27 protein-coding genes and 1 pseudogene are annotated in these 25873 nt (G+C 68.3%); 26 read left to right on the top strand and 2 right to left on the bottom strand.

Going from position 1 to position 25873, the window contains the following annotated elements; translation table 11 throughout:
• The 22 genes from NV2_RS19850 (at position 1) to NV2_RS19955 (ending at position 21611) form a co-directional block, all read left to right on the top strand.
• Positions 1–339, top strand: coding sequence for a P-II family nitrogen regulator (locus NV2_RS19850; protein WP_067876457.1), 339 nt, complete (start codon positions 1–3; stop codon positions 337–339).
• Between the two features lie 84 nt (positions 340–423).
• On the top strand, positions 424–2862 hold the full coding sequence (locus NV2_RS19855) for a [protein-PII] uridylyltransferase (protein WP_067876459.1): 2439 nt from the start codon (positions 424–426) through the stop codon (positions 2860–2862).
• Between the two features lie 193 nt (positions 2863–3055).
• Positions 3056–3367 (top strand): hypothetical protein, encoded by a 312-nt coding sequence (locus tag NV2_RS19860; RefSeq protein ID WP_067876462.1) that lies wholly within the window; start codon positions 3056–3058, stop codon positions 3365–3367.
• A gap of 110 nt (positions 3368–3477) precedes the next feature.
• Positions 3478–5139: a signal recognition particle protein gene (locus NV2_RS19865; protein WP_067876465.1), complete on the top strand. Its 1662-nt coding sequence runs from the start codon at positions 3478–3480 to the stop codon at positions 5137–5139.
• Positions 5140–5211: 72 nt separating this feature from the next.
• Positions 5212–6306 (top strand): amidohydrolase family protein, encoded by a 1095-nt coding sequence (locus NV2_RS19870; RefSeq protein WP_067876664.1) that lies wholly within the window; start codon positions 5212–5214, stop codon positions 6304–6306.
• 293 nt (positions 6307–6599) lie between these two features.
• Complete coding sequence (rpsP, locus tag NV2_RS19875; RefSeq protein WP_067876468.1) at positions 6600–7037, top strand: 30S ribosomal protein S16; 438 nt, start codon at positions 6600–6602, stop codon at positions 7035–7037.
• The gene (locus tag NV2_RS19880) at positions 7037–7279 is read left to right on the top strand and encodes an RNA-binding protein (RefSeq protein WP_067876471.1); all 243 of its coding nucleotides are present in this window, start codon (positions 7037–7039) and stop codon (positions 7277–7279) included. The genes rpsP and NV2_RS19880 overlap by 1 nt, the downstream gene beginning before the upstream one ends.
• Positions 7280–7828 carry a ribosome maturation factor RimM gene (gene rimM / locus NV2_RS19885; protein ID WP_067876474.1) on the top strand — a complete coding sequence of 183 codons (549 nt, stop codon included), beginning with the start codon at positions 7280–7282 and terminating at the stop codon, positions 7826–7828.
• 187 nt (positions 7829–8015) lie between these two features.
• Positions 8016–8714 (top strand): tRNA (guanosine(37)-N1)-methyltransferase TrmD, encoded by a 699-nt coding sequence (gene trmD / locus NV2_RS19890; RefSeq protein ID WP_067876667.1) that lies wholly within the window; start codon positions 8016–8018, stop codon positions 8712–8714.
• A gap of 267 nt (positions 8715–8981) precedes the next feature.
• Positions 8982–11354, top strand: coding sequence for a Tex family protein (locus NV2_RS19895; RefSeq protein ID WP_067876670.1), 2373 nt, complete (start codon positions 8982–8984; stop codon positions 11352–11354).
• 177 nt (positions 11355–11531) lie between these two features.
• Positions 11532–12419: a hypothetical protein gene (locus tag NV2_RS19900; protein ID WP_245662686.1), complete on the top strand. Its 888-nt coding sequence runs from the start codon at positions 11532–11534 to the stop codon at positions 12417–12419.
• A gap of 25 nt (positions 12420–12444) precedes the next feature.
• The gene (locus NV2_RS19905) at positions 12445–12954 is read left to right on the top strand and encodes a hypothetical protein (protein ID WP_067876477.1); all 510 of its coding nucleotides are present in this window, start codon (positions 12445–12447) and stop codon (positions 12952–12954) included.
• A gap of 101 nt (positions 12955–13055) precedes the next feature.
• Entirely contained in the window at positions 13056–13859 is an 804-nt protein-coding gene (locus tag NV2_RS19910) for a DsbA family protein (RefSeq protein WP_067876480.1), read from the top strand.
• Positions 13856–14731, top strand: coding sequence for a cytochrome c biogenesis CcdA family protein (locus tag NV2_RS19915; RefSeq protein WP_067876483.1), 876 nt, complete (start codon positions 13856–13858; stop codon positions 14729–14731). The genes NV2_RS19910 and NV2_RS19915 overlap by 4 nt, the downstream gene beginning before the upstream one ends.
• Positions 14732–14890: 159 nt before the next feature.
• Entirely contained in the window at positions 14891–15232 is a 342-nt protein-coding gene (gene rplS / locus NV2_RS19920) for a 50S ribosomal protein L19 (protein ID WP_067876486.1), read from the top strand.
• Positions 15233–15365: 133 nt separating this feature from the next.
• Positions 15366–16193 carry a signal peptidase I gene (gene lepB, locus NV2_RS19925; RefSeq protein WP_245662687.1) on the top strand — a complete coding sequence of 276 codons (828 nt, stop codon included), beginning with the start codon at positions 15366–15368 and terminating at the stop codon, positions 16191–16193.
• A gap of 61 nt (positions 16194–16254) precedes the next feature.
• Entirely contained in the window at positions 16255–16998 is a 744-nt protein-coding gene (locus NV2_RS19930; RefSeq protein ID WP_281198549.1) for a ribonuclease HII, read from the top strand.
• Positions 16999–17041: 43 nt separating this feature from the next.
• Entirely contained in the window at positions 17042–17347 is a 306-nt protein-coding gene (locus NV2_RS19935) for a DUF2469 domain-containing protein (RefSeq protein ID WP_025351744.1), read from the top strand.
• 107 nt (positions 17348–17454) lie between these two features.
• Complete coding sequence (locus NV2_RS19940; RefSeq protein WP_067876489.1) at positions 17455–17811, top strand: YraN family protein; 357 nt, start codon at positions 17455–17457, stop codon at positions 17809–17811.
• Entirely contained in the window at positions 17811–19319 is a 1509-nt protein-coding gene (locus NV2_RS19945; protein WP_067876491.1) for a YifB family Mg chelatase-like AAA ATPase, read from the top strand. The genes NV2_RS19940 and NV2_RS19945 overlap by 1 nt, the downstream gene beginning before the upstream one ends.
• A 149-nt stretch (positions 19320–19468) precedes the next feature.
• The gene (gene dprA, locus NV2_RS19950) at positions 19469–20650 is read left to right on the top strand and encodes a DNA-processing protein DprA (protein ID WP_245662700.1); all 1182 of its coding nucleotides are present in this window, start codon (positions 19469–19471) and stop codon (positions 20648–20650) included.
• A gap of 37 nt (positions 20651–20687) precedes the next feature.
• Positions 20688–21611, top strand: a complete 924-nt coding sequence (locus NV2_RS19955; protein ID WP_067876495.1) for a tyrosine recombinase XerC — start codon at positions 20688–20690, stop codon at positions 21609–21611.
• A gap of 28 nt (positions 21612–21639) precedes the next feature.
• Here the strand turns inward: NV2_RS19955 and NV2_RS19960 are convergent, their stop codons facing one another.
• A complete protein-coding gene (locus NV2_RS19960) occupies positions 21640–22155 on the bottom strand; it encodes a DUF1990 domain-containing protein (protein WP_067876499.1) in 516 nt (171 codons plus the stop codon).
• A 145-nt stretch (positions 22156–22300) separates the two neighbouring features.
• Between NV2_RS19960 and NV2_RS32320 the strand changes: the two genes are divergently transcribed.
• Positions 22301–23071 (top strand): siderophore-interacting protein, encoded by a 771-nt coding sequence (locus NV2_RS32320; protein ID WP_067876502.1) that lies wholly within the window; start codon positions 22301–22303, stop codon positions 23069–23071.
• A gap of 56 nt (positions 23072–23127) precedes the next feature.
• Here the strand turns inward: NV2_RS32320 and NV2_RS32325 are convergent.
• Positions 23128–23646: pseudogene (locus NV2_RS32325) on the bottom strand (M23 family metallopeptidase); the annotation flags it as partial.
• 344 nt (positions 23647–23990) lie between these two features.
• On the opposite strand from NV2_RS32325, the gene NV2_RS19970 reads away from it, so the two are divergent.
• The 3 genes from NV2_RS19970 (at position 23991) to rpsB (ending at position 25817) form a co-directional block, all read left to right on the top strand.
• Positions 23991–24323 carry a YidH family protein gene (locus NV2_RS19970; RefSeq protein WP_245662688.1) on the top strand — a complete coding sequence of 111 codons (333 nt, stop codon included), beginning with the start codon at positions 23991–23993 and terminating at the stop codon, positions 24321–24323.
• The gene (locus NV2_RS19975) at positions 24320–24700 is read left to right on the top strand and encodes a DUF202 domain-containing protein (RefSeq protein WP_067876506.1); all 381 of its coding nucleotides are present in this window, start codon (positions 24320–24322) and stop codon (positions 24698–24700) included. Before NV2_RS19970 ends, NV2_RS19975 begins: the two co-directional genes overlap by 4 nt.
• A 241-nt stretch (positions 24701–24941) precedes the next feature.
• The gene (gene rpsB, locus NV2_RS19980; protein WP_067876509.1) at positions 24942–25817 is read left to right on the top strand and encodes a 30S ribosomal protein S2; all 876 of its coding nucleotides are present in this window, start codon (positions 24942–24944) and stop codon (positions 25815–25817) included.
• The last annotated feature ends 56 nt before the right edge of the window (positions 25818–25873 follow it).

A 25873-nucleotide genomic window follows, 5' to 3' on the forward strand; every position in this document is an offset into this window, starting at 1 on the left:
ATGAAACTGATCACCGCCATCGTCAAACCGTTCACGCTCGAGGACGTCAAATCGGCACTCGAGCAGGCCGGGGTACTGGGCATGACGGTCAGCGAGGTCCAGGGGTACGGCCGGCAGAAGGGGCACACCGAGGTCTACCGCGGTGCCGAGTACTCGGTGGATTTCGTTCCGAAGGTTCGGGTCGAGGTCGTCGTGGACGACGCCTCGGTGGAGAAGGTCGTCGAGGTGGTCGTCGAGGCCGCCCGCACCGGAAAGATCGGTGACGGCAAGGTCTGGGTGAGCCCGGTCGAATCGGTGATCCGGGTTCGCACCGGCGAACGTGGTGCCGACGCACTGTAGGAATGACAGGTCCGGGCAGCCCCGCTCCCGGCCGGAGACGGCCGGGAACGGGGCTGCCCGCATGAACGGGCGGTGGTTGCGGGGATGAGTGCAGACGGATTGTCCGATGGTGCCAAGGATTTGGTGACCGCGCGAGATCGGTTGCTCCGGGGTGAGGACCCCCGCCGGCCGCGCCTGACCGCGGATGCGCTGCGGGAGGCCCTGGTCGACCTGCACGAGCTGTGGCTGACCGGCAAGGGCGCCGAACTGGGCATCACACCCGGTAGCGGTCTGGCCGTGGTGGCTGTCGGTGGCCTGGGGCGCCGGGAGATGGTGCCCTACTCGGATCTGGACCTGGTACTGCTGCACGACGATGTCGACCCCGCCCGCGTCGCCGAGGTCGCCGACGCGCTCTGGTACCCCCTGTGGGACGCCCACATCGCACTCGATCACAGCGTGCGCACGGTGCCGCAGGCGCTGCGGGTGGCCGCCACCGATCTGACCGCCGCGCTGGGGATGCTCGACGCGCGGCACATCGTGGGCGACGCCGAATTGAGCAATCTGCTGATCGGCGGGGTGCGCCGGGAATGGCGTACCGGAATCCAGCCGCGCTTCACCGAATTGGTCGAGCAGGTGAAGGTGCGCTGGCAGCGCAGCGGCGAGGTCGCCCATCGTGCCGAACCCGACCTCAAGAACGGCCGCGGTGGCCTGCGCGATATTCAGCTACTCGATGCGCTGGCCGTCGCGCATCTGACCGATGCCGTGCCGGGGCTGGGACCGGATGTGCCCGGTGGCGGACTCGAGCAAGCACACCGTCGACTGCTGGATGTGCGTACCGAACTGCAGCGGGTGGCCGGCCGCGCCCGCGATCAGCTTCGTGCCCAGGACGCCGACGAGATCGGTGCCGCCCTGCGTATCGGGGACCGATTCGACCTCGCGCGCACGCTCAGTGACGCCGCGCGGACAGTCGGCTATTCGGTGGATGTGGGTCTGCGGACCGCCGGTAACGCCCTGCCGCGTCGTGGGCTGGCCCGATTGCGTCGCCTGCCGGTGCGCCGCCCACTCGACGAGGGAGTGGTCGAACATGCGGGGGAGGTCGTGCTGGCCCGCGACGCGCGCCCGCAACGCGACCCCGGGCTCATCCTGCGAGTGGCGGCGGCCTCGGCGCGGACCGGGCTGCCGATGTCGGCCACCACGCTGGCCCGGCTGGCCGAGGATGCACCGGAACTACGGGAGCCGTGGCCGCGCGAGGCGGTCGGTGATCTGCTGGTACTGCTGGGAGCCGGACGTGCGACGATCGACGCGATCGAGGCGCTGGACCGTACCGGGTTGTGGGGCAGGCTCTTTCCGGAGTGGGGTGCGGTGCGCGACCTGCCGCCGCGCGACGCCCTGCACACCTGGACCGTCGACCGGCATCTGGTCGAGGCAGTCGTCTACGCCAGTGCGCTCAGCACCCGCGTCGCCCGTCCCGACCTGCTGCTGCTCGGTGCGCTGCTGCACGATCTCGGCAAGGGGCGCACCGAGGACCACAGTGTGGTCGGGGCGGAGCTGGCGACCCGGATCGGGAGCCGACTCGGATTGTGGCCCGAGGATGTGCGGACGCTGTCGGCAATCGTGCGCTATCACCTGCTGCTTCCGGAGACGGCCACCCGGCGCGATCTCGACGATCCCGCCACCGCCGCGCGCGTGGTGACGGCGCTCGACGGGGACCGGCGGCTGCTGGAAATACTGCACACTCTCGCCGAGGCCGACTCGCTGGCCACCGGGCCCGGGGTATGGGGGGAATGGAAAGCATCGCTGATCGGTGAGCTGGTGCGCCGCGCACGGGCGGCCATGACGGGCGAGCCGCACACCCGCAGTGCGGAATTCGCCCGGGTACCGGTCGATCCCGCCCTTCTGGCCAAGGCCGCGGCGGGCGGGGTGCAGGTGGAGCTGCGGCCCGGCGACGGCCGCTACACCCATATCGTCACGGTGATCGCCCCCGATACCGCGGGTCTGCTCTCCGACGCGGCCGGGGTGCTGGCACTGCATTCGCTGCGCGTGCTCTCGGCCACCCTGTCCGGCAGCGGTGCCGCGGCGATCGACACCTTCGTGGTCAGCCCGATATTCGGTGATCCGCCCGACGCCGGACTGCTGCGCCAGGATCTGATCCGGGCGATCAACGGCGATCTGGATCCGGCCGCGGCCGTGGCCGCCAAGGAACGCGAGACCGGGGTCCGGGTCAGCCCGTATGCGCAGGCACAGCCGCGAGTGATCTGGACCGAGAGTGACGAACCCGGTCGGGTGCTGCTCGAGATCCGCGCCGAGGACCGCGTCGGGTTGCTCGGGCGCTTGGCTGCCGCTCTGGCCGCACAGAACGTGGATGTGCGCTGGGCGAAGGTGGTGACGATGGGATCGGTGGTCGTGGACGCATTCGGGCTGGAACTCGGGGAGACCGATTCGCCGCTGCGGCGACGGGAGATGGAAAGCGCCCTGCTGGCGGTGGTTCCGCATCAGGAACCGAAGAAACCGAGCGAAACGGACAGAAAGACTATTACGGGCTAGGTTTACCAACCGCTCGACGTTTCCGGGCCGAACCTGGTCAACTGCAATGTTTGTGGTTGATCAAACTGTTGCCGCGCGCTGTACTCAATGTGATCTCGGGCACTTTAGCATCTGTAATTGATCGTGATACGAGCTGTTCGAACCGTTGCGTTACCTGTCCGGCGAGTTGGGTTCGTTCGATGGGAGCAGGTCGATGGCAATCGAAGTCGTTTCCGCATCCATGATCACCAGTGATTCGACCCACCACATCGCTCGCTGCGTCGGCGGCGACCGCTGGGTGGTGTCCTGGCTTCCGGGCCGCACCCTCACCGGCGAGCAGGCCGTGACGGCCGTGACGCTCGCCGGAGTCTCCGTCGACGATCACCCTGTGGACGGAGACTGGGCGGTCATGGACGCCATGGCGCTGCCACTCGGGCTGACCGGCCGGGAAGCCGTCTTCCTGGTCGCCTGTGAGCAGCACGAGCTGGACCGGCCGGGGGATTCCCGGTCGTGTGCGCTGTCCTAGTGGCCGACCCGCACCGGGCCGGTTCGGCGAGGGCGAATCCACCGATCGCGAGATTGCCCGTACCCTGGTAACCCGAGTGACGTCCCTCGACGAGACCAGGAGCGCGATCGGTGTTCGAATCCCTGTCCGACCGGTTGACCGGTGCCCTGAAAGATCTGCGTGGCAAGGGACGCCTGTCGCCGGCCGATATCGACGCCACCGCGCGTGAGATCCGGCTCGCCCTGCTCGAGGCCGATGTGGCCCTGCCCGTGGTGCGGCCGTTCATCGCCAAGATCAAGGAGCGCGCCAAGGGAGCCGAGGTCTCGGCCGCGCTGAATCCGGCGCAGCAGGTCGTCAAGATCGTCAACGAGGAACTGATCGGCATCCTCGGTGGTGAGACCCGCCGACTGCAGCTCGCCAAGACCCCGCCGACGGTCATCATGCTGGCGGGTCTGCAGGGCGCCGGTAAGACCACACTGGCCGGCAAGCTGGCCAAATACTTGAAGGGGCAGGGGCACACCCCACTGCTGGTGGCCTGTGACCTGCAGCGCCCCGGTGCGGTGACGCAGTTGCAGGTGGTCGGCGAGCGGGCCGGCGTTCCGGTCTTCGCCCCGCACCCCGGCACCACTGTTGCGACTGGCGGCGCGAGCGAGCCCTCCGTGGTTACGCAGGCTGCCTCCTCCGGGTCTGACGCTGTCGCCGCGACCGGTGGCGGCGAGAACGCGCTGGGTATCACCGCGGCCGACCCGATCCACGTCGCCGAGTCCGGTGTCGAGGAGGCCCGGCAGAAGCACTACGACATCGTCATCGTCGACACCGCCGGACGGCTGGGCATCGACGAGGAACTGATGCGGCAGGCCGCCGGTATCCGCGACGCCGTCCAGCCCGACGAAACCCTGTTCGTCCTCGATGCCATGATCGGCCAGGACGCGGTATCCACCGCCGAGGCGTTCCGTGACGGCGTGGGCTTCACCGGCGTCGTGCTCACCAAGCTCGACGGTGATGCACGCGGTGGCGCGGCCCTGTCGGTGCGTGAGGTCACCGGCATGCCGATCATGTTCGCCTCCACCGGTGAGAAGCTCGAGGATTTCGATGTCTTCCACCCCGATCGCATGTCCAGCCGCATTCTCGGCATGGGCGACCTGCTCACCCTGATCGAACAGGCCGAACAGGTCTACGACCAGCAGCAGGCCGAGGACGCTGCGCGCAAGATCGGCTCCGGGGAACTCACCCTCGAGGACTTCCTCGACCAGATGCTGGCCATCCGCAAGATGGGCCCGATCGGGAACCTGCTCGGCATGCTGCCCGGCGCGGGCCAGATGAAGGATGTCCTCGAACAGGTCGACGACAAACAGCTCGATCGGGTGCAGGCCATCATTCGTGGCATGACCCCCGCCGAGCGGGCCAACCCCAAGATCATCAACGCTTCTCGCCGGCTGCGTATCGCCAACGGTTCTGGTGTCACCGTGACCGATGTCAACCAGCTGGTCGACCGGTTCTTCGAGGCCCGCAAGATGATGGCGGCCATGGGCCGGCAGATGGGGATGCCCGGATCGCGGCGCAACACCAAGGGGAAAAAGGGCAAGAAGGGCAAGAAGGGTGGGCGTGGGCCCACACCGCCGAAGGGAATGCGGGGCGGGTTCCCCGGAATGCCCGGCATGCCGCCGGGGATGCCCGGGCTGCCTCCCGCCGCCGGCGGGCCCGACCTGTCGAATATGCCTGCGGGACTGGACGAATTGCCTCCCGGTCTGGAGGGATTCGACCTCTCGAAGTTGAAGTTCCCCAAGAACTGAGACGAGGCTGCGGTGTCGGCCGGCGCGGCACTTCGGTCGGACGCTCGGCGTGATCAGGAGGTCTGTGTGCGGATGCATCTGCGGGGGACGGTTCTTCCCGGCGACGAGGTCCAGGATCTCTGGGTTCACGACGGGGTGATCTCGTTCGAACCGGTGCGGGGGGCCGAAACACTCTGCGACAGCGGGTGGATCGTGCCGGGCCTGGTGGACGCGCACTGTCATGTCGGCATCCGCTACGGCGGAGGCCACGAGGATCGCGAGGGCGCCGTCGCGCAGGCGGAAATAGAGCGTGAGGCGGGGGCGCTGCTGCTGCGCGATGCGGGATCACCGATCGATACCCGGTTCATCGACGATCGTCCCGAACTGCCGGAGATCATCCGGGCGGGCCGGCATATCGCCCGGCCCAAGCGGTATATCCGGGAACTGGGGATCGAGCTCGACGACGAGCGGGACCTGCCCGACATCGTCGCCGAACAGGCCCGCTTCGGAGACGGCTGGGTGAAGATCGTCGGCGACTGGATCGATCGGTCGGTGGGCGATCTGGCGCCGCTGTGGAGCGATGCCATCCTGACCGAGGCCATCGAGGCCGCGCATCGGGAAGGTGCCCGGGTGACCGCGCACGTCTTCGGTGAGGACGCGCTGCCCGGCCTGATCAATGCCGGAATCGACTGTCTCGAGCACGGCACCGGATTGACCGGCGACACCATCGCGATCATGGCCGAGCACGGCACCGCGCTGGTTCCGACGCTGGTCAACATCGACACGTTCCCCGATATCGCCGACAGTGCGACGAAATTCCCGGTGTACGCGGCCCATATGCGGGATTTGCACCGCCGCGTTCGCGACACGGTCGCCGATGCCCATGCCGCCGGGGTGCCGATCTATACCGGAACCGACGCCGGAGGTTCGATCCGGCACGGGCGGATCGCCGACGAGATCGAGGCGCTGGCCGGGGCGGGGTTGTCTCGGCACGAGGCGCTGGCAGCCTCCTCGTGGCGGGCTCGGGAGTGGCTGCACCGACCCGGTGTCGAGGCCGGCGCACCGGCCGATTTCGTCGTCTACCGCACGGACCCGCGCGAGAGCCGCGAAGCCCTCGACAGGCCCGCCTACGTCGTGTTGCGCGGGCAGGTATATCCCGGACGTGACCCCGTCACCGGTCATCGCTGAGCGGACCGCGGCGATTGCACCTTCCGTGCCGTGGGGTGCGAGAACCACCGGGCCGGGGTGATTTCTTCCGTTGTGAGTACATCTGGCAGAATGAACGACCGTCCGCGGTGATCCCCCGACCAGTTCGGCGGGGTGTGCACCGGGACAGTGTCAGCCCGTCTCCGGTTACGTACCGCGCGGCGGTCACACACTCAACGCAAAACCGGGCCCGCAATCGGTGCGGGCCGCTGAATTGCGCCGTGACCAACCAGGCTGCCTCCGGGTGGCCGCCATCGAAAGGCAAGTGCACAGCCATGGCTGTCAAGATCAAGCTGACCCGTCTGGGCAAGATCCGCAACCCCCAGTACCGCATCGTCGTCGCCGATGCGCGCACCCGCCGTGACGGCCGCTCCATCGAGAGCGTCGGCAAGTACCACCCCAAGGAAGAGCCCTCGCTGATCGAGGTCGACTCCGAGCGGGTGCAGTACTGGCTGGGCGTCGGCGCGCAGCCCACCGATCCGGTGAAGCGTCTGCTGGAGATCACCGGCGACTGGCAGAAGTTCAAGGGCCTGCCGGGCGCCGAGGGCACCCTGAAGGTCAAGGCCGCCAAGACGAGCAAGCTGGACCTGTTCAACGCCGCGCTGGCCGCCGCCGACAACGAGCCGGTCGCCGAGGCCGTCACCCCCAAGAAGAAGAAGTCCAAGGCTGCCGCCGGTGACGAGGCGTCCGAGTCCACCGAGGCTGCCGAGTAATGAGTGTCGTCGTCGCCGATGCCGTCGAGCATCTGGTGCGTGGCATCGTTGCCAACCCGGACGACGTTCGCGTCGACCTGATCACCGGTCGTCGCGGGCGCACCGTGGAGGTCCACGTCAATCCCGAGGATCTGGGCAAGGTGATCGGTCGCGGCGGACGTACCGCGACCGCGCTGCGCACGCTGGTCGCCGGGATCGGTGGCCGGGGCATCCGGGTCGACGTGGTCGACACCGATCAGTAGATGGAACTGGTAGTCGGGCGGGTCGCCAAATCGCACGGTGTGCGTGGTGAACTCGTGGTCGAGGTACGTACCGACGAGCCCGAACTTCGTTTCGCACCGGGTTCGCGCCTTCGCGGGCGGAAACCGAAAAGCGAAGCGGTACAGACGTATACGGTGGAGTCGGCCCGGGATCACTCGGGCCGGCTGCTCGTTCGTATCGAGGGCGTCGCCGACCGCACCGCCGCGGATGCATTGCGTGGCACCCTGTTGCTCATCGATACCGCCGAGCTGGCGCCGTCGGAGGATCCCGACGAGTTCTACGATCACGAACTCGAGGGATTGAGCGTGCGTCTGGTCGACGGCACCCAGATCGGTACGGTGACCGAAGTTCTGCATTCGGCCGCGGGAGAACTGCTGTCGATCGAAGCGGGCGAGGGCGCGGGCGGTCGTGCCGGTCGCGAAATTCTGGTGCCGTTCGTCACCGCTATCGTGCCGACCGTGTCGATTGCCGAGGGCCTGATCGTCATCGATCCGCCCGAAGGTCTCCTGGACGACGAGGAGCACCGGTGAAATACACTGCGCAGCCTTTTTGCCGGTGCGACCGGGTGCGGGTGTCCCGCAGAGCTACAGGAGCACCGGTGAAATACACTGCGCAGCCTTTTGCCGGTGCGACCGGGTGCGGGTGTCCCGCAGAGCTACAGGAGCACGAGTAGGGATGCGCCCCGGAGCCGACGAGACCGGAGCCGGCGGCCCCGCGCTGCGCATCGACGTCGTCACCATTTTCCCCGAGTATCTCGAGCCACTGCGCACCGCGTTGCTGGGCAAAGCGATCGAGAAGGGCATCGTCGAGGTCGACGTGCACAATCTGCGGGGCTGGACGCACGATGTGCATCAGTCGGTGGACGATGCGCCCTACGGTGGCGGCCCCGGGATGGTCATGAAACCCACCGTGTGGGGGGATGCGCTCGATGAGGTGTGCCCGGACGACGCCCTGCTCGTGGTTCCCACGCCCGCTGGGGTGCCGTTCACGCAGGAGACCGCGCAACGCTGGTCGGCCGAATCGCATCTGGTGTTCGCGTGCGGTCGGTACGAGGGGATCGATCAGCGGGTCTTCGACGATGCGGCGCGCCGCGTGCGGGTGCAAGAGGTCAGCATCGGCGATTATGTGCTGATCGGCGGCGAGGCCGCGGTGCTGGTGATGGCCGAGGCGGTGGTCCGGCTGATCCCCGGGGTGTTGGGTAATCAGCAGTCCCACCAACAGGATTCGTTTTCCGACGGATTGCTCGAAGGTCCCAGTTACACCCGCCCGGTGCGTTGGCGCGAACTGGATGTGCCCGAGATTCTGCTGTCGGGCAACCATGCGCGGATCGAGGCATGGCGCCGCGAGCAGTCCTTGGCCCGAACCCGGGACCGCCGGCCGGACCTGCTGCCGCGGGATCTGCCCGCGCCCGAGTAGCCGCCACGCCCGGGCCGACTCGGAAAGGGTGCGGCTGTGCCGTCGGTCCCGCCGGGAATCACAGCATGTGACGGTCCACGAAATCCCGCCCGGCCAGCGGTTTCGGCATATTGGACCGATCCGTTCCGGCGATAGCGGGTGCGGCCGGACGGATCGCGGTCGCGCCACTTCGTGGACTGTCGGCTGCCGACGGTAGTGTCAGCGAGCGTGACGACAGCCTCCGAATCCGTCAGCACCGAAGCCCCTGCCCGCGCCGTCCCGGATGTCGTGCCGGTCCGGCTGGCCAGCGTCGGCCGCCGCATCGCCGATGAGCTGGACGTGCGCGACGAACAGGTGCGCGCCGCCGTCGAGTTGCTCGACAGCGGGTCGACCGTGCCGTTCATCGCGCGCTACCGCAAAGAGGTCACCGGTGGCCTCGACGATGCGCAGCTGCGGCAGTTGGAGGAGCGGCTGCACTACCTACGCGAACTCGACGATCGCCGCAACACCATCCTGGAATCCATTCGCGGCCAAGGCAAGCTGGACGCCGCACTCGAACAGCAGCTGATGCTCGCCGAAACCAAGGCGCGCCTGGAAGATATCTACCTGCCGTACAAGCCGAAGCGGCGGACCAAGGCCCAGATCGCGCGCGAGGCCGGCCACGAGCCGGTGGCGGATGCGCTGATCGGCGATCCGACGACCGACCCGGCCGGCTACAGCACCGAACAGCTCGACGGGGCCCGGGCCATCCTGGTGGAACGCTTCGCCGAAGATGCCGACCTGGTGGGCGAACTGCGTGATCTGATGTGGGAACGCGGTCAGGTCAGCTCCCGGGTCCGGCCCGGCAAGGAAGAGGCCGGCGCGAAGTTCGCCGACTACTTCGAATTCAGCGAACCGTTCGCCAAACTGCCTTCGCATCGGATCCTCGCGTTGCTGCGCGGTGAGAAGGAGGAGGTGCTGAGCCTGTCGCTGGACCCGGACACCGAGGAACCGGTGCCGGGCGAGCGCACGATCTACGAGGGACGCATCGCGCGCACCTTCGATATCGCCGATCAGGGTCGCCCCGCCGACACCTGGCTGCTGGATACCGTGCGCTGGGCGTGGCGCACCAAACTTCAGGTCAGCCTCGGTATCGATACGCGCATGCGGCTGCGTCAGTCCGCGGAGAAGGATGCGGTCGACATCTTCGCCGCCAACCTGCGGGATCTGTTGCTGGCTGCTCCGGCCGGAACCCGCACCACGATGGGGCTGGATCCGGGCTATCGCACCGGTGTGAAGGTGGCCGTGGTCGACGGGACCGGCAAGGTTGTCGCCACCGAAACCATCTATCCGCACAAGCCGCAGGGGCAGACGGAGAAATCGCTCGCGGTGCTCGGTGCGCTCGTCGCCCGCTTCGATGTGGATCTCATCGCGATCGGCAACGGCACCGCGTCCCGGGAGACCGACGCCCTTGCCTCGGAGCTCATCTCGCGAATCGGGGCCACACCCGGCGCGCGCACACCGATCAAGGCCGTGGTCTCGGAGGCCGGTGCGTCGGTGTACTCTGCCTCGGCTTATGCCTCACAGGAACTTCCCGATCTCGATGTGTCGCTGCGTGGCGCGGTGTCGATTGCGCGCCGGTTGCAGGATCCGCTGGCGGAGCTGGTGAAGATCGAGCCGAAGTCGATCGGTGTCGGCCAGTATCAGCACGACGTGTCCGAGACGCTGCTGGCCCGCTCGCTGGGGGCGGTCGTGGAGGACGCGGTGAACGCGGTCGGTGTGGATGTGAATACCGCCTCGGTGCCGCTGCTGTCGCGGGTGTCCGGTGTCGCCGCCTCGGTCGCGGAATCGATCGTGGCGCATCGCGACGACAACGGCCCGTTCCGCAGCCGTACCGCGTTGCTGCGCGTGCCGCGCTTGGGCCCCAAGGCTTTCGAGCAGTGCGCGGGCTTCCTGCGGATTCGCGGCGGCGACGATCCGCTTGACGCCTCCGCGGTGCACCCCGAGGCATATCCGGTGGTGCGGCGCATGCTGGAAGCCACCGAGCGTGATGTGCCGGGGTTGATCGGCAACACCTCGACGCTGCGTGCGCTGCGCCCGCAGGACTTCACCGATGACACCTTCGGCGTCCCGACCGTCACCGACATCATCGCCGAGTTGGAGAAACCCGGCCGCGACCCGCGCCCGGAATTCAAGACGGCCGAATTCGCGGCCGGAGTGGAGAAGGTCGCCGATCTGAAACCGGGCATGGTGCTCGAGGGGGCGGTCACCAATGTGGCGGCCTTCGGTGCCTTCGTCGACGTGGGTGTCCATCAGGACGGTCTGGTGCACGTCTCGGCGATGTCACACTCGTTCGTCCGGGACCCGCGCGAGATCGTGAAATCCGGTGATGTGGTGAAGGTCAAGGTGCTCGAGGTCGATGTGGCGCGTCAGCGCATCGGGCTGACCCTGCGGCTGGACGACGAGCCGGGCGCGGGTAAGGCGGACAAGGCCGGGCAGGGGCCGCGCGGCGGTGGCCAGGCCCGGGGCGGGCAGCCGCGCGCCGGGCAGGGGCAGGGACGCGGCAACCAGGGCAAATCGGGGCAGGGCAATCAGGGGCGGGGCGGTCGCGGGCAGCAGCGCCGCAGTGAACCGTCCGGGTCCATGGCCGACGCGCTGCGTCGCGCCGGCTTCGGCCGCTGAGGTCCGGCCCGAGCGGAGAGAACCCGAGAGCGCCGGACGGTGTTCGGCGTTTTCGGTCCGATCGGCCTCGCGTGGTGCTGGACAATGGACATGCGGGGCCGGTCCGGCGACGGGTCCCGCGGACCTGAACTCCGAGCGGCGAGCTGAGCGAGGGGGTGCGCGGCCGTGCGAGGGTGGATGCAGGACACGATCATCGGGCAGGGGCGGCTGCCGCTGCTGTGTTTCCTGCTGGGCTTCATCGTCGGATTCCTGCTCATCCGGCTCAGCGTGCGGCTGATCCGTAAACAGGTGCGGTGGTGGCCGGGCAACCTCAGCGCCGGCGATGTCCACATCCATCACATGGTGTTCGGTGTGGTGCTGGTCTTGTTGTCCGGCCTGGGACTGGTTGCCGCCTACGAGAGTGGCGTCGCCACGTTGTCCGCGCTCGCGGCCCTGTTCGGCCTCGGTGCCGCACTGATACTCGACGAATTCGCGCTGATCTATTACCTGCGTGACGTGTACTGGGAGGAACAGGGCCGCACCTCGGTCGACGCGGTCTTCGTCGCGGTGGCCGTGACCGGGTTGCTCCTGCTGGGGATCCATCCGCTGTGGCTGCTCGACTTCAACGACATTCGCCACGACACCAGCGTGGTCGGACGTGCGCAGGTCAGTGCGTTCGCGGTGGTGAACCTGGTCCTGGCCGCGATCGTCATCGCCAAGGGCAAGATCTGGACCGGATTGTTCGGCATGTTCTTCCTGCCGCTGCTGGTCATCGGTGCGCTGCGACTGAGCCGTCCCGGTGCCCCCTGGGCGCGCTGGCGCTACGGCGACCGGCGCCGGCTCATGTATCGCGCGGTCGTGCGGGAACGCCGGTATCGGCGGCCGGTCATCCGGGCCAAGATCTACGTCCAGGACCTGGTGGCCGGCAAGCCCGACCGCACCCACGTACGCGTGGCCGCGGAGGAGGTGCTGACCCGCACGGTGGTGCCCGCTCCGCCGGCACCGCCACGTTCCAGGCAGCGACTGTCCGGTCACCCCTCCGATGATCCGGCGTCCCCGGAGGCGGTCGACCAGCACCACGAGTGAATTCTGCCTTCGGTATGGTGCTGGCATGCACCGTCGGCCGCTCTCCCACGCCGGGGGCCGGCGTGTGTGGGTGGCAGTAGTTCTCGCGACGCTGGTGGTGTCGCTGATCGGTGTCTGCGGGCCGATGACGGGGCATCGCTCGGTCGTACCGGAGGCTGCCGGTTCCGCCGCAACCGCTGTCGAGTCCGTGCCGCGGACGACCCTCGTGCCGGCCGCCGACGAGGGCGTGTCACCGGACATCGCGAACCCGGACCACGACCGGACCGGGGAGGCAGCCCCTCGGGCAGACGAATCTCTCCCCGCGGTGACCGCGGTCCGCGGGACACCGCCGCAGCGGTGCGGCGGGCCTGCGATCCATGTCGACGCGGATGTGTCGGCGACGGCATCGGTGCCGCGCGGCGATCTCGTGGTCACCGCGCTCCGCGCCGCGATCGCGGCGCCGTTCGGACTTCCACCCGCGCTCGTCGAGGTGCACGTCTCCGACCAGGAGCCGCCGCCGACGGCGCCACACCTGAGCACGGTGTTGCGGATTTAGATGACCCGTCCCGAGCTGCCGTACGGAACCGGCAGGTCGGGCCTTGGTCCGCTACCCATCATCGTCGGGCCCGCATCGTTCGGGCCATCAGGAGAACTGTCATGTCCGCACGCAGTAGAGCTGTGTCTTCTTCCCGTTCCGGATCCGCAACCCCGCCCGAACTGCCCGGCCGGCCGCCGTGGTGGCGTCGCAGCCGGATGATTGTCGGCATCCTCGCGCTTGCCGCTGCCGTCGCACTGCTGTCGGTCGCCGTTGTCGGCCTGGTGAACAGCGGCGACGGCACCGGCACAGACGATTCCGCCGCCGCCACGAGCGATCAGGGCCCGGTATACCCGGAGCTCGCGGCACTGGCTCGTCGTCACCAGGCAGACCCGATGGCACGGGGCCGGGCCGATGCCCCCGTGGTGCTGATCGAGTACTCCGACTTCCAATGCCCGTTCTGTAAGCAGTTCGCCCGCGACACCGAACCCGAGCTGATCGAGGAATACGTGCGCGCGGGAGTGCTGCGCATCGAATGGCGGAATATGCCGGTCTTCGGCCCGGAATCCGAAACCGCCGCGGCCGCCGGGTGGGCCGCCGCGCAACAGGGAAAGTTCTGGGAATTCCACGATGCGCTCTACACGAACGCGCCCGATCGGAAGAATTCCGGTGCCTTCACCGAGGATCATCTGGCCGAACTGGCCGCGGGTGCCGGAGTCGCCGATATCGCAAGGTTCCGTGCCGATCTGGCGTCGCCGGCCGCGGCGCAGGCCGTACAAACCGATCTGACCGAAGGCCTCCGCATCGGGGTCAATTCCACGCCGGCGTTTCTGATCAATGGGCGCCCGATGCTCGGCGCCCAGCCGATCACGCAGTTCCGTGCCTATGTGGATGCCGCGGCGCGTGCTGCGAGGTCCACGAAATGACCGGCGGTATCGGGCTTTTCGCCGCGTTCCTCGGTGGGCTGCTGGCGCTGGTCAGTCCGTGTAGCGCGCTGCTGCTTCCCAGCTTCTTCGCCTATTCGTTCGGCTCCCGGGCGGCGCTGCTCGGACGGACACTGACCTTCTATCTCGGCTTGCTGACCACGTTGGTGCCGTTGGGTGCGGCCGGGTCGATGGCCGGGCGTCTGCTGGTCGGCCACCGTGACCTGTTGATCACCATCGGAGGCGTCGCGGTGATCGTGTTCGGTGTGCTGCAGATTCTCGGTCGCGGATTCGCCCCGGCCTTCGCGCAACGGGCCGCGTTACGGCGAATCCGGGCCGACGGAGGCTGGGGTGTATTCCTGCTCGGCTCGGTGTACGGGCTGGCCGGATTCTGCGCGGGTCCGATTCTCGGTTCGATTCTGACGGTGGCCGCGATGGGCGGTTCACCGGTCCGGGGTGCGGTGCTGTTGGCGGTGTACGGGCTGGGCATGGCTGCGCCGCTGTTCGTGCTGGCCTTGTTGTGGGATCGCTTCGAGCTGGGTCGGCGCAGTTGGTTGCGTGGGCGTGTGATCACGCTCGGGCGGTTGCACCTGCACACCACCTCCACGGTGTCGGGATTGATCTTCATTGCGCTGGGAGTGGTACTGCTGCTTTTCGACGGTGCGGTGGTGGCTCCCGCGACGCTGGACGTGGGCACCCAGTTCGCGCTCGAGGACCGGGCGCGTGCTCTCGGCTCCGCGATCACCGACAGCACCGTGCTGCTCATTGTGGGAGCAGCCGCGCTCGGTATCGTCGCCTGGCGGGCGCTGTCGCGTGGTGCCGCGGCGCGTGCGACCCGCGCAGCGGTATCCGATGACGAGCAGGATGTGCGGTGATCAAGGGGCGATTTTTGTCGCTACCTGCCGGTCTGGCACAATGTTCGGGTTGCCCCTGGTCGGAGTCGGCCCGGCGCACCGCCCACTATCCTGAGCACGAACCGGCCGAGCTCTCGCCGCCAGGTTCCTCTGTTCACGCGAACCTCTTGAAGGACGGACATGAACACCCTCGACTTCGTCGACGAAAAGTCGCTGCGCACCGATATCCCCGAGTTCCGCCCGGGTGACACGGTGAACGTGCACGTGAAGGTTATCGAAGGCAACAAGGAGCGCATCCAGGTCTTCAAGGGTGCGGTCATCCGCCGCCAGGGTGGCGGCATCCGCGAGACCTTCACCGTGCGCAAGGTGTCGTTCGGTGTGGGTGTCGAGCGCACCTACCCGGTCCACAGCCCCAACATCGACCACATCGATGTCGTGACCCGCGGTGATGTCCGCCGGGCGAAGCTGTACTACCTGCGCGACCTGCGCGGTAAGGCCGCCAAGATCAAGGAGAAGCGCTGAGCTCACGGGCACCTGCCCGCTCCTGCGCTCGAACCCCCGGCCCTGGCGGCCGGGGGTTCCCTTTTGTCCGACTCGACGGCTGCCGGGTGCGCCCGAACGACGGTGAACGCAGCTGCGGGATAACCTGTTCGGCGTGACAGACGAAAGCGAGTCGGTGGCGGTGCCTGGATCCGATGACGAAGACACGGGCAGGTCCGCATCGCGACGCCGTCGGCAGGGCGGTAAAAAGAAGCGGAAGCAGCGCCCCTTCTGGCAGGAATTGCCGATTCTCGTCGTCATCGCTGCGGTCATCGCCGCGCTGGTGGTCAACTTCATCGGCAGGCCGTACGTGATTCCGTCGGAGTCGATGGAGCCCACGCTGCACGGATGCACCGGATGTACCGGAGACCGAATCTACGTCGAGAAGCTCAGCTACGACTTCGGCGATCCGAAGCCCGGTGACGTGGTGGTGTTCAAGGGCCCGAGCGGTTCGTGGAACCGCGGCTATCATTCCAACCGCTCCAGCAACACCGTCGTGCGCGGCGTGCAGAACTTCTTCTCCTTCTTCGGTCTGGTGCCCCCGGACGAGAACGATCTCGTCAAGCGAGTGATCGCGGTGGGTGGTCAGACCGTGCAGTGTTGCGATGTCCAGGGGCGGGTCATGGTGGACGGTAAAGCCCTGGACGAGCCGTATGCCCACTACGATTACCCGTACCAGCCCGGCCTTCCGTATGCGACCAAGGTGGCCGGCGGGTTGTCGGTCAACCCGATCGGGCGCGAATTCGGCCCGATCCAGGTGCCCGAGGGCAACCTGTGGGTGATGGGTGACAATCGCAGTCATTCGCTCGACTCACGCGGCCACGTCGACGACGAGTTCTCCGGAACCGTGCCGATCGACGACGTCCGGGGTAAGACGGTGTTCAGGATCTGGCCGCTCAACCGGATCGGGCCGGTGCACTCGGAGAATGCGCAGGAGAACTGATCCGGCGCTCGCGCGGGATAATCGAGGAATCGGTAGTCGAACGGTAGGTGCAGTGGCGGAAATATCGCGACGCACGGCACGCAATGGTAAGTCCGGCACGACGGCACGGAACGGGGACTGGCCGCCACGGGTGGTGATGCGGCGGGCCGGTGGTCTGCGCACGCTGGAGGCAGCGCTGATCCGCAGTGGTCTGGGGCCGGTGGCCGGGGTCGACGAGGCGGGACGTGGATGCTGTGCGGGGCCGTTGGTCGTCGCCTCGTGTCTGCTGGCCCCCAAGGCTTACGATTCCCTTGCGGGGCTGGACGATTCGAAGAAGCTCACCGAGAACGAGCGCGAGCGGCTGTATCCGATCATCACCCGCCGCGCACTGGCCTGGCAGGTGGTGGTGATACCCGCGTGGGAGATCGATGCGATCGGAATCCACGTGGCCAATATCGAAGGCATGCGCCGTGCGGTCGCCGGGCTGGAGACACGGCCGGGATATGTGCTGACCGACGGCTTCCGGGTGCCCGGTATCAGCGTGCCGTCGTTACCGGTGATCGGCGGGGATGCGGCAGCGGCCTGTATCGCGGCGGCGAGCATCCTGGCCAAGGTCACCCGTGACCGCATCATGGTCGAGATGGACGGTGCGCTGCCCGGGTACGGATTCGCGACGCACAAGGGATACAACACCCCGGAACACCTGGCGGCGCTCGCGCGGCTCGGGCCGAGCGAGGAACATCGGCGGTCGTGGCGAAATGTCCGCGGCCTGGAATCGGACGGGACGACCGGGCGAGTGGTTGCCGACCCGGCCCATGCGAGATGATGTCAGTACACGCATCGTGGCGATAAGGAGGAAGTCCCACCCGATGAGCGCCGAAGACCTCGAGAAGTACGAAACCGAGATGGAACTCTCGCTGTATCGCGAGTACAAGGACATCGTCGGTCAGTTCTCGTACGTGGTGGAGACCGAACGTCGCTTCTACCTCGCCAATTCCGTCGAACTGCGACCGCAGAACGCCGACGGAGAGGTGTATTTCGAGGTGCGGATGTCGGATGCCTGGGTATGGGACATGTATCGGCCTGCACGCTTCGTCAAGCATGTGCGGGTCATCACCTTCAAGGATGTGAACATCGAAGAGCTGGAGAAACCGGACCTGCGCCTGCCCGACTAGGGGGTGCGCGCCGGCCGTTCGTCCACAGTCGGCCACTTCTCCACAGGGAATCTGTTCGCCCAGGTGAGATCGCCGGCGCGGGAGTGGCCACACGCCATGCTGAGCGGGTGGCACATAATCTGGCGCTGGGCGCACACGGGGAAGAGCTCGCCGCGCAGTTTCTGCACGGGGCGGGCATGGAAATCGTCGAACGGAACTGGCGGTGTCGCTACGGCGAGCTGGACGTCATCGCCCGGGAGGGTGACACCACCGTCTTCGTGGAGGTGAAGACCCGTTCCGGACTCGGGTTCGGCACCCCGGCCGAGGCGGTGACCTTCACCAAGCAGCAGCGCATCCGCCGTTTGGCGCTGCTGTGGCTGGCCGAGCAGAGCGGCCCGTGGCGTCGAATCCGGTTCGACGTCGTGTCGGTACTGGTTCCACGCGGCGGTGAACCGCGAATCGAGCACGTCCAGGCCGCATTCTGATGGCGCTCGGACGGGCCCATTCGGTCGCGGTCACCGGGGTGGACGGCCAGCTGGTCGAGATCGAAGCAGATATCGGGCAGGGGCTACCGTCGGTTCATCTGGTCGGCCGCCCGGATACCACCTTGCAGGAGTCGCGGGACCGGGTGCGGGCGGCGGTGGCCAACTCCGGGGAGAAATGGCCCGACGGACGCGTCGTCCTCGCACTGTCACCGGCGACGCTGCCGAAGGTGGGCAGTGTTTACGATCTGGCCCTGGCGGCGGCGGTGCTGCACGCCGGCGATTCGGTTCCCGGTGAACGGCTGGCCGGTGCGGTGCTGCTCGGTGAACTCGCGCTCGACGGCCGGGTCCGCCGGGTCCGCGGCGTGCTCCCCGCAGTGCTCGCGGCACGTCGGGCGGGACGCGCCACGGTGGTGGTGCCGGAGTCGGTACTCGGTGAGGCCGGTCTGGTGGACGGCATCACAGTGCTCGGGGCGCCCACCCTGCGGGCCCTCGTCGACTGGTTGCGCGGAGACGGTGCACTGTCCGAGCCGGATGGGAATTACGCTGCGCCGCAACACCGTCCCGGTGACCTGAACGAAGTGGTGGGCCAGGACGAGGCGCGCTGGGCGCTGGAGGTCGCCGCCGCGGGTGGCCACCATCTGCTGTTGACCGGCCCACCCGGTATCGGTAAAACGATGTTGGCCCAGCGGCTTCCGGGGCTGTTGCCGGCGCTCACCGAATCCGAGTCGCTGGAGGTCACTGCCATCCATTCGGTGGCCGGGACGCTGTCCGACGATCATCCGCTCGTCACCAGCGCACCCTTCGTTGCGCCACACCATTCCACTTCGGTGACGGCGATGGTCGGCGGTGGTTCCGGTTCCGCCCGCCCGGGAGCAGTCAGCCGTGCCCATCGCGGCGTGTTGTTTCTCGACGAATGTGCCGAAATCGGAGCCAAGGTGCTCGAGGCGCTGCGGACTCCGCTGGAGGAAGGTGAGGTACGCATCGCGCGGCGCGACGGTGTGGCACGCTATCCGGCCCGGTTCCAGCTGGTCCTGGCGGCGAATCCGTGTCCGTGCGCGCCCGCCCGGGACGTGGACTGCATCTGCGCACCGCTGGCCCGGCGCAGATACCTGGGCAAACTGTCGGGGCCGCTCATGGATCGCATCGACATCTGGGTGCAGATGCATGCGCATGCCGCCGGCGCCTTCACTCCCGCCGAAGCCGAATCGAGTGTGGCCGTGCGGGAACGCGTCGAGATCGCGCGCCGGGCGGCGGTCCAACGCTGGTCCGAACACGGCTGGACATCCAACGCCGAAGTGCCGGGGCATGTGCTGCGGCAGCGCTTCCGGCTTCCGGCCGAGGCACTCGCGCCAGTGGAGAGTGCCCTGAAACAGGGCCGGATGTCGGCTCGCGGTGCCGACCGTGCCATCCGGGTCGCCTGGACGGTCTGTGATCTGCGCGGGGGACAGGTGCCTTCGGCTCAGGATGTGCTGCAGGCGCTCAACTTCCGGCAACGCGGCGCCACCTGAGCGGTGCGGCGCATTCTCGGCATTGTCGCAGCCGCGCCGCGTCCGGCCGGCTCATCGAACAGTCGATAATTTCAACAAGGGGGAACAAGGATGTACCGAGAGATCCGCGAGCGTCCGCGCCGGTCGGTCGGGGGCGAACTGTGAGTGGGCTGTCCGGCGGGGGTCCGGCGGCCGCGTCGCCGGTGACCGTCGACGCGGACGAGCGCCGGCTGGCCTGGGTGTACCTGTCGCGGGTGGTGGAGGGGCCGTGCCCGGCGCTGTCGGCGCTGATCGCGAAGGTCGGGGCGGTGGAGGCGGCGCGGGCGGTGCGCGAATGCGATCTGCCGGAGGCGCTGCGCGGTCCCACCGAGCGGCGGCGCGGACTCGATCGTGCTGAGCGGGACCTCGAGCTGATGGCGCGCCTGGGCGGACGCGTGCTCACTCCGGACGACGACGAATGGCCGCAGTGGCGATTTCTCGGTTTGCATCAGCTCGATCCCACTCGCGACGCCGATGCGGCCGTTCCGCTCGTGCTCTGGGCCAGAGGGCCGCTCGGGCTGCAGCAGTACACCGAGCAGGCGTTGGCCGTGGTCGGCGCCCGCTGTAGTACCGGCTACGGCGAGCAGGTCGCTGCCGAACTGGCAGGGGACCTGGCGGTACGAGGCTGGACGATCGTGTCCGGTGCCGCCTTCGGGATCGACGGCACGGCGCACCGCGCGGCACTGGCCGCCGGCGGTCCCACCGTGGCGGTCCTGGCCTGCGGTATCGACCGGCCCTACCCCGCCCAGCACGATCGTCTGCTGGCCGAGATCGCGGAGTCGGGATTGGTGCTCAGCGAGTATCCACCGGGTGCCGCCGCGTACAAACACCGATTCCTCGCGCGCAACCGTCTCATCGCGGCGTTGGCGGACGGCGTGCTGGTGGTCGAGGCAGGTATGCGCAGCGGTGCGCGCAACACCGCGAAATGGGCGCGGCGCCTGGGACGTCCGGCGCTCGCGGTCCCCGGGCCGGTCACCGCGGCCGCATCGGTGGGCTGTCACCGCATGATTCGCGACCAGGAGGCGATTCTGGTGACGCGGGTGGAGGAGATCCACGACGAGATCGGGCCACTGCGTCTGTCCCTGCCGACCGGCGTTCGCGAACCGGAGCTCGCGGGCGACGAGGCGACGGTGTTCGCGGTGCTGCCGGTGGCGGGTTCGCGGCTGCCCGGGCAGCTCGCCGAGGAGAGCGGACTCGCGGTGGCTGCGGTGCGTGCCGCCCTGGCGGCGCTGGAGATGGCAGGACTGGTCGGTGTGGACGGCTCCGGTTGGTTCCGCACCGTCCGGAAGGGGGCGCGGGGCGGCGGCGCGTGAGCTTGCATCCGGTCCGGTGGTCGGTGACGGTGGACGAATGGACGGATTACCGGGCGATCTGGTGGATCTGCTCGAGCAGTACGAGCGGCATCTGCGGTTGGGGCGCAACAGGTCGCCGCATACGGTGCGGGCGTATCTCGGCGATGCGCGGTCGCTGCTGGAACATCTGTGTGCGCGTGCCGCCGACGCACCGGTCGGTGAGATCGACGTGGCGCTGCTGCGCTCGTGGCTGGCGGAGCAATCGGCCGGTGGTGCGGCGCGGACCACCATGGCGCGTCGTGCCTCGGCCGCGCGGGCCTTCACCGCCTGGCTCACCCGCACCGGTCGGCTGCTCGTCGATCCGGGACCTCGGCTCGGTTCGCCGCGTGCTCACCGAGTGCTGCCCGCCGTGCTGGGCAGGGATCAGGCCGATGCGGCGATGTCCGCTGCGGAATCCGGTGCCGCGCAGCATGATCCGATGGCGCTGCGGGATCGGCTGATCGTGGAGATGCTCTATGCCACCGGTATCCGGGTGAGTGAGTTGTGCGGGCTCGATATCGACGACGTCGACCGGCATCGGCGGCTGATACGGGTACTGGGCAAGGGCAACAAGGAACGCGCGGTGCCCTTCGGGCTGCCCGCGGATCGCGCACTCGAGGTATGGCTCACGGTAGGGCGGCCGCACCTGGCCATCACGGAATCCGGCCGGGCGTTGCTGCTCGGCCGTCGGGGCCGGCGCCTGGATCAGCGCCAGGCTCGGGCCGTGGTGCACGAGGTGGTCTCGGCGGTGCCGGGTGCGCCGGACCTCGGTCCACACGGGCTCCGGCATTCGGCCGCGACGCATCTGCTGGAGGGCGGCGCCGACCTGCGTGTGGTGCAGGAGATACTCGGCCATGCCAGCATGGCGACCACTCAGCTCTACACGCACGTCTCGATCGAGCGCCTCCGGAGTGTCCACGACCAAGCGCATCCGCGAGCCTGAGACTGCCGACTCGGGGACCGGTCTCGGGTCACGTCGGCCGGATCGCGTGGATGTAGCGTGCGCCGATGAGCCGCTGCACCACTCCGACCAGCGGCCCGGCCAGTCGGATGTACCAGACCGCGGGGCGGGAGAACGCCGCGACGACGCCGTAGACGGATCGGTCGGCGGGGTCGTATTCGACCGCGAACTGTTCTTCGCCGCTCTCCGGGTGTCCGGGTAGCGTTCCGTAGGCGAAGCCGCGGCGGTCCGGTTCGTCGAGCACGTAGACGACCCGGCACGGTGCGGTGATCGCCAGGGGGCCGAAACCCAGCCGGACCGTGAGTGCCGTTCCCGGCTCTGCGATCGGGGTGTCGGCCTGTTCGAAGATGCCGGTGCCGCGTTGCATTCCGTAGGCCAGGATCCGGTCACCGGCGGATTCGAACAGTTCACGACCGGTTCCGATTCTGCGGCGTAGTCGGAAGTGGTGGTATCCGGCAGGGAATTCACCCGCGGTCGCCCCCACTTCCGGATAGGTGAACTGACCGGGAGCCGCTGAATTCTGCATGGCACCATCCTCGTCGTTTCGAGCGGTTCGGCGACTCGATCGAACCCATTCGAGGCGAGAGGATATATCTACGATATTCCCCGAGCTATCGGCGATCATGTGGTGTACCGTGATTAGGTAACCCTAATATTGGAGGTATCGCACTGTGGCACGCACTCGTACCCGACTGACCTTCGAGGTCCGCCGCACCGAGCGGCTGACCGACCATCTGATCCGGGTGTACCTCGGTGGGGCGGGTTTCGCCGGTTTTCAGCCGAGCGAATTCACCGACGCCTACGTCAAGCTGCTGTTTCCCGGTCCGGACGGCGACACCATGCGCACCTATACGGTGAGTTCGATCGATCCGGACGCGCAGCAGATCGCGATCGATTTCGTCTACCACGGCGACGAGGGAGTGGCCGGACCGTGGGCGGCCGGCGCACGCCCGGGCGACACGATCGATCTGTTCGGTCCGGGTGGGGCATACGCACCGGATCCGGCGGCGGACTGGCATCTGCTGGCCGGTGACGAGGCCGCCCTGCCCGCTATCGCCGCGGCCTGTGCCGCGCTGCCGCCCGAGGCCGTGGGGCTGGTATTCCTCGAGGTGGCCGGCCCCGCCGACGAGCTCGAATTCCCGTGCCCGGCCGGCGTCGAGCGGCGCTGGATCCACCGCGGCGAGATGCTCCCCGGCGAGGCTCTCGCGGCCGCCGTCCGCGCCGCACCCTGGAGTGAGGGCGAGGTACACGTCTTCATCCACGGCGAGGCGGACAAGGTCATGCACGATCTGCGGCGGTATATCCGTACCGAGCGGGGCGTCCCGGCCGCGCGCGCGTCCATCTCCGGGTACTGGCGCCGCGGCCGGACCGAGGAGGGCTTCCGGGATTGGAAGCGTGAGCTGACGGAGCGCGAGGAAGCCGGCACCGGCGCGGCGCGCTGACCGTTCCACGTCCACCGCACCTGGTGACCGTGGGTGCTCGACGCCTGCTGGGGGTGGACGGGTTCGAGGCGAACCGGTGTGTGCCGCAACAGGCCGAGCGGGTCGAGATACTCCCGGCCCCGGCGCAGCCCCCAGTGCAGACAGACGGCGGTGCAGCCCGGGTGGCCGGGTTGTAGCCTGCCCACCACCGCGCCCCGCGGTACCCGCCGCCCGACCTCGACGGTGGCCCGCACAGGTTCGTAGGTGGTCCGCAGCCCGCCCGGGTGGTCGAGCGATACCACCGGCTTACCGGCCACTTCACCGGCGAACACCACGATGCCGTCACCGGAAGCGAGTACCGCCTGACCGTCCACGCCCGACAGGTCGACACCGCGGTGTCCCGGCAGCCAATCGTGTTCGGGCTTGTCGAATGCGCGGACCACCCGGGGTTTCGGCTGCAGCGGCCAGCCGAAAGCCGCTGCCGGTGCTGCCGCGGCATCGGGTGCCGCACACGACGCCGCTGTGACCGATACGGCCGTGGCGATCGCACCCAGCCCCACTGCGGCCCCCGTCCACCGCCACACCCACCATCGCATGTGTTCCACCCTCGCGTCGGCGGCCGGACATGGAAAGATCGGTGACGGTGTATGTGGACAACTCGGGAGAGTGTGAACAGGCCGCGGTCCGCTGAGCGCGGTCCGGATGAGCGCTACCCGAGCCCCGTGGGGCAGACCCGAAAGAGGTGGGTGCCGATGCGAATCCGCGCTGTGCCGCGCGGCGGCCGTCCGGCCGCTGGGTCTCTCGTACCGCTGGCCACCGCGGCCACGCTGGATCGGCGGGAACGGTGAGCGGCCGGACACCGGAGTCCGGCGCTGCCCGACAGCCTCCGGTCGAGTCCGAGGTCGAGGCCGTGTCGGCGGAGGTGTCCGTCCCTCCGGTCGTGGAGGAGAAACAGCTCGATTATCGGTTCACGCTGGCCGGTGAACGGACCTTCCTCGCCTGGGTTCGTACCGCGCTCGGACTGCTCGCCGGGGGTGTGGCGGTGCACGAGTTGGTGCAGCCGTTCGGGCGGCACGACATCCGCTCGGCGCTGGCGATCAGTTGCATCGTGCTGGCCGCGGTCATCGCAGTGGGAGCCTTCCTGCGCTGGCGAGGCGTGCAAGCGGCGATGCGCGCCGGTCGTCCGCTCCCGCATACGGTGATGGTCCCGCTGCTCGCGGTGGGAATCGGCGTGATCGCCGTGCTGGCCTGCGTCGGCCTGTTGCTGTCGTGACGCCGCCCGCCTCCCCGGAACGCCCCGTCGACCCCGGTGCGCCGGACCCGTCCGATCCCGGATTGCAGGCCGAGCGCACGGCGTTGTCGTGGTGGCGTACGTCGGTGGGAGCGATGGCCAGTGCGCTGCTCCTGCTTCATGCCGCGCTGACCGGCGGGGAGCCGGCGGCGACGATTCTCGCCTTCGTCGCGGTCGGCGCACTGGCGGTGGTGACCGTCGTCTGCGTGCTGCGCAGCCGGAACCTGCGCACGCACGCACAGGGGCCGTTCGGCGACGGCCGGATTGCCATGTTGCTGGTGAGTGCGGCGATCTGTGTGGTCGCGGTGTCCGCTGTCGTGGTGGGGTTGCTGGAACCGCCGGGCGAGCGGCCGTGGTGACCGACTTCGGCTACCGTGGCCGGTTCGGTGGGGCGCTGACCACCCCGTTTAGGTTCTCACCTGCGCGAGTCGTAGACTGGTCGAGCGGTTCGCTGTACGCGGATCGACTTCGCGCGTCCGATCATGACGCCGCCGGCTGGTCCTCCTGATTCCTCTGGAAGGTCCGGCGGCTGCGGACGCCAGGGCAGGGATCGATATCCGATCTCTGCGTCAACCAGAACAGGAAGGCGGATACGCGGCTATGGCTGTCGTAACCATGAAGCAGCTGCTGGACAGCGGCGCACACTTCGGTCATCAGACCCGGCGGTGGAACCCGAAGATGAAGCGGTTCATCTTCACCGACCGCAACGGCATCTACATCATCGATCTGCAGCAGACGCTGACCTACATCGACAAGGCCTACGAGTTCGTCAAGGAGACCGTCGCCCACGGTGGCACCGTTCTCTTCGTCGGCACCAAGAAGCAGGCTCAGGAGTCGATCGCGGCCGAGGCGACTCGCGTCGGGATGCCCTACGTCAACCAGCGTTGGCTGGGTGGCATGCTCACCAACTTCTCCACCGTCCACAAGCGTCTGCAGCGCCTGAAGGAGCTCGAGGCGATGGAGCAGACCGGTGGCTTCGAAGGTCGCACCAAGAAGGAAATCTTGATGCTGACCCGCGAGAAGAACAAGCTGGAGCGCACCCTCGGCGGTATCCGGGACATGGCCAAGGTGCCCTCGGCCATCTGGGTCGTCGACACCAACAAGGAGCACATCGCCGTCGGCGAGGCTCGTAAGCTGAACATCCCGGTCATCGCGATCCTGGACACCAACTGCGATCCCGACCTGGTCGACTACCCGATCCCGGGTAACGACGACGCGATCCGCTCGGCCGCACTGCTCACCAAGGTCGTCGCCTCCGCGGTGGCCGAGGGCGTGCAGGCCCGTGCCGCCCGTGCCTCCGGCGATGCCAAGCCCGAAGCCGGCGCCGGCGAGCCGCTCGCCGAGTGGGAGCAGGAGCTGCTGGCTCAGGCGACCCCGGCCACCGAGGGTGGCGAGGCTGCTCCGGCCGAGGCCGCACCGGCCGAGGCTGCCGAATCCAAGGAAGAGCCGGCCGGCAAGACCACGGCCGACGCCTGATTCACGGCGGTTCCGACCGCGATTGCTTGTTCACCGTGCCGGCCCTTCCTGTTCGG

This window comes from Nocardia vermiculata NBRC 100427 (genome assembly GCF_001613265.1).
In the GTDB taxonomy this organism is placed as follows: domain Bacteria; phylum Actinomycetota; class Actinomycetes; order Mycobacteriales; family Mycobacteriaceae; genus Nocardia; species Nocardia vermiculata.

Coding starts and splice junctions, on each gene's coding strand:
- NV2_RS19850 (WP_067876457.1), top strand. CDS start 1: ATGAAACTGATCACCGCCATCGTCAAACCGTTCACGCTCGAGGACGTC.
- NV2_RS19855 (WP_067876459.1), top strand. CDS start 424: ATGAGTGCAGACGGATTGTCCGATGGTGCCAAGGATTTGGTGACCGCG.
- NV2_RS19860 (WP_067876462.1), top strand. CDS start 3,056: ATGGCAATCGAAGTCGTTTCCGCATCCATGATCACCAGTGATTCGACC.
- NV2_RS19870 (WP_067876664.1), top strand. CDS start 5,212: ATGCATCTGCGGGGGACGGTTCTTCCCGGCGACGAGGTCCAGGATCTC.
- rpsP (WP_067876468.1), top strand. CDS start 6,600: ATGGCTGTCAAGATCAAGCTGACCCGTCTGGGCAAGATCCGCAACCCC.
- NV2_RS19880 (WP_067876471.1), top strand. CDS start 7,037: ATGAGTGTCGTCGTCGCCGATGCCGTCGAGCATCTGGTGCGTGGCATC.
- rimM (WP_067876474.1), top strand. CDS start 7,280: ATGGAACTGGTAGTCGGGCGGGTCGCCAAATCGCACGGTGTGCGTGGT.
- NV2_RS19900 (WP_245662686.1), top strand. CDS start 11,532: ATGCAGGACACGATCATCGGGCAGGGGCGGCTGCCGCTGCTGTGTTTC.
- NV2_RS19905 (WP_067876477.1), top strand. CDS start 12,445: ATGCACCGTCGGCCGCTCTCCCACGCCGGGGGCCGGCGTGTGTGGGTG.
- NV2_RS19910 (WP_067876480.1), top strand. CDS start 13,056: ATGTCCGCACGCAGTAGAGCTGTGTCTTCTTCCCGTTCCGGATCCGCA.
- NV2_RS19915 (WP_067876483.1), top strand. CDS start 13,856: ATGACCGGCGGTATCGGGCTTTTCGCCGCGTTCCTCGGTGGGCTGCTG.
- rplS (WP_067876486.1), top strand. CDS start 14,891: ATGAACACCCTCGACTTCGTCGACGAAAAGTCGCTGCGCACCGATATC.
- NV2_RS19935 (WP_025351744.1), top strand. CDS start 17,042: ATGAGCGCCGAAGACCTCGAGAAGTACGAAACCGAGATGGAACTCTCG.
- NV2_RS19945 (WP_067876491.1), top strand. CDS start 17,811: ATGGCGCTCGGACGGGCCCATTCGGTCGCGGTCACCGGGGTGGACGGC.
- NV2_RS19955 (WP_067876495.1), top strand. CDS start 20,688: ATGGACGGATTACCGGGCGATCTGGTGGATCTGCTCGAGCAGTACGAG.
- NV2_RS19960 (WP_067876499.1), bottom strand. CDS start 22,155: ATGCAGAATTCAGCGGCTCCCGGTCAGTTCACCTATCCGGAAGTGGGG.
- rpsB (WP_067876509.1), top strand. CDS start 24,942: ATGGCTGTCGTAACCATGAAGCAGCTGCTGGACAGCGGCGCACACTTC.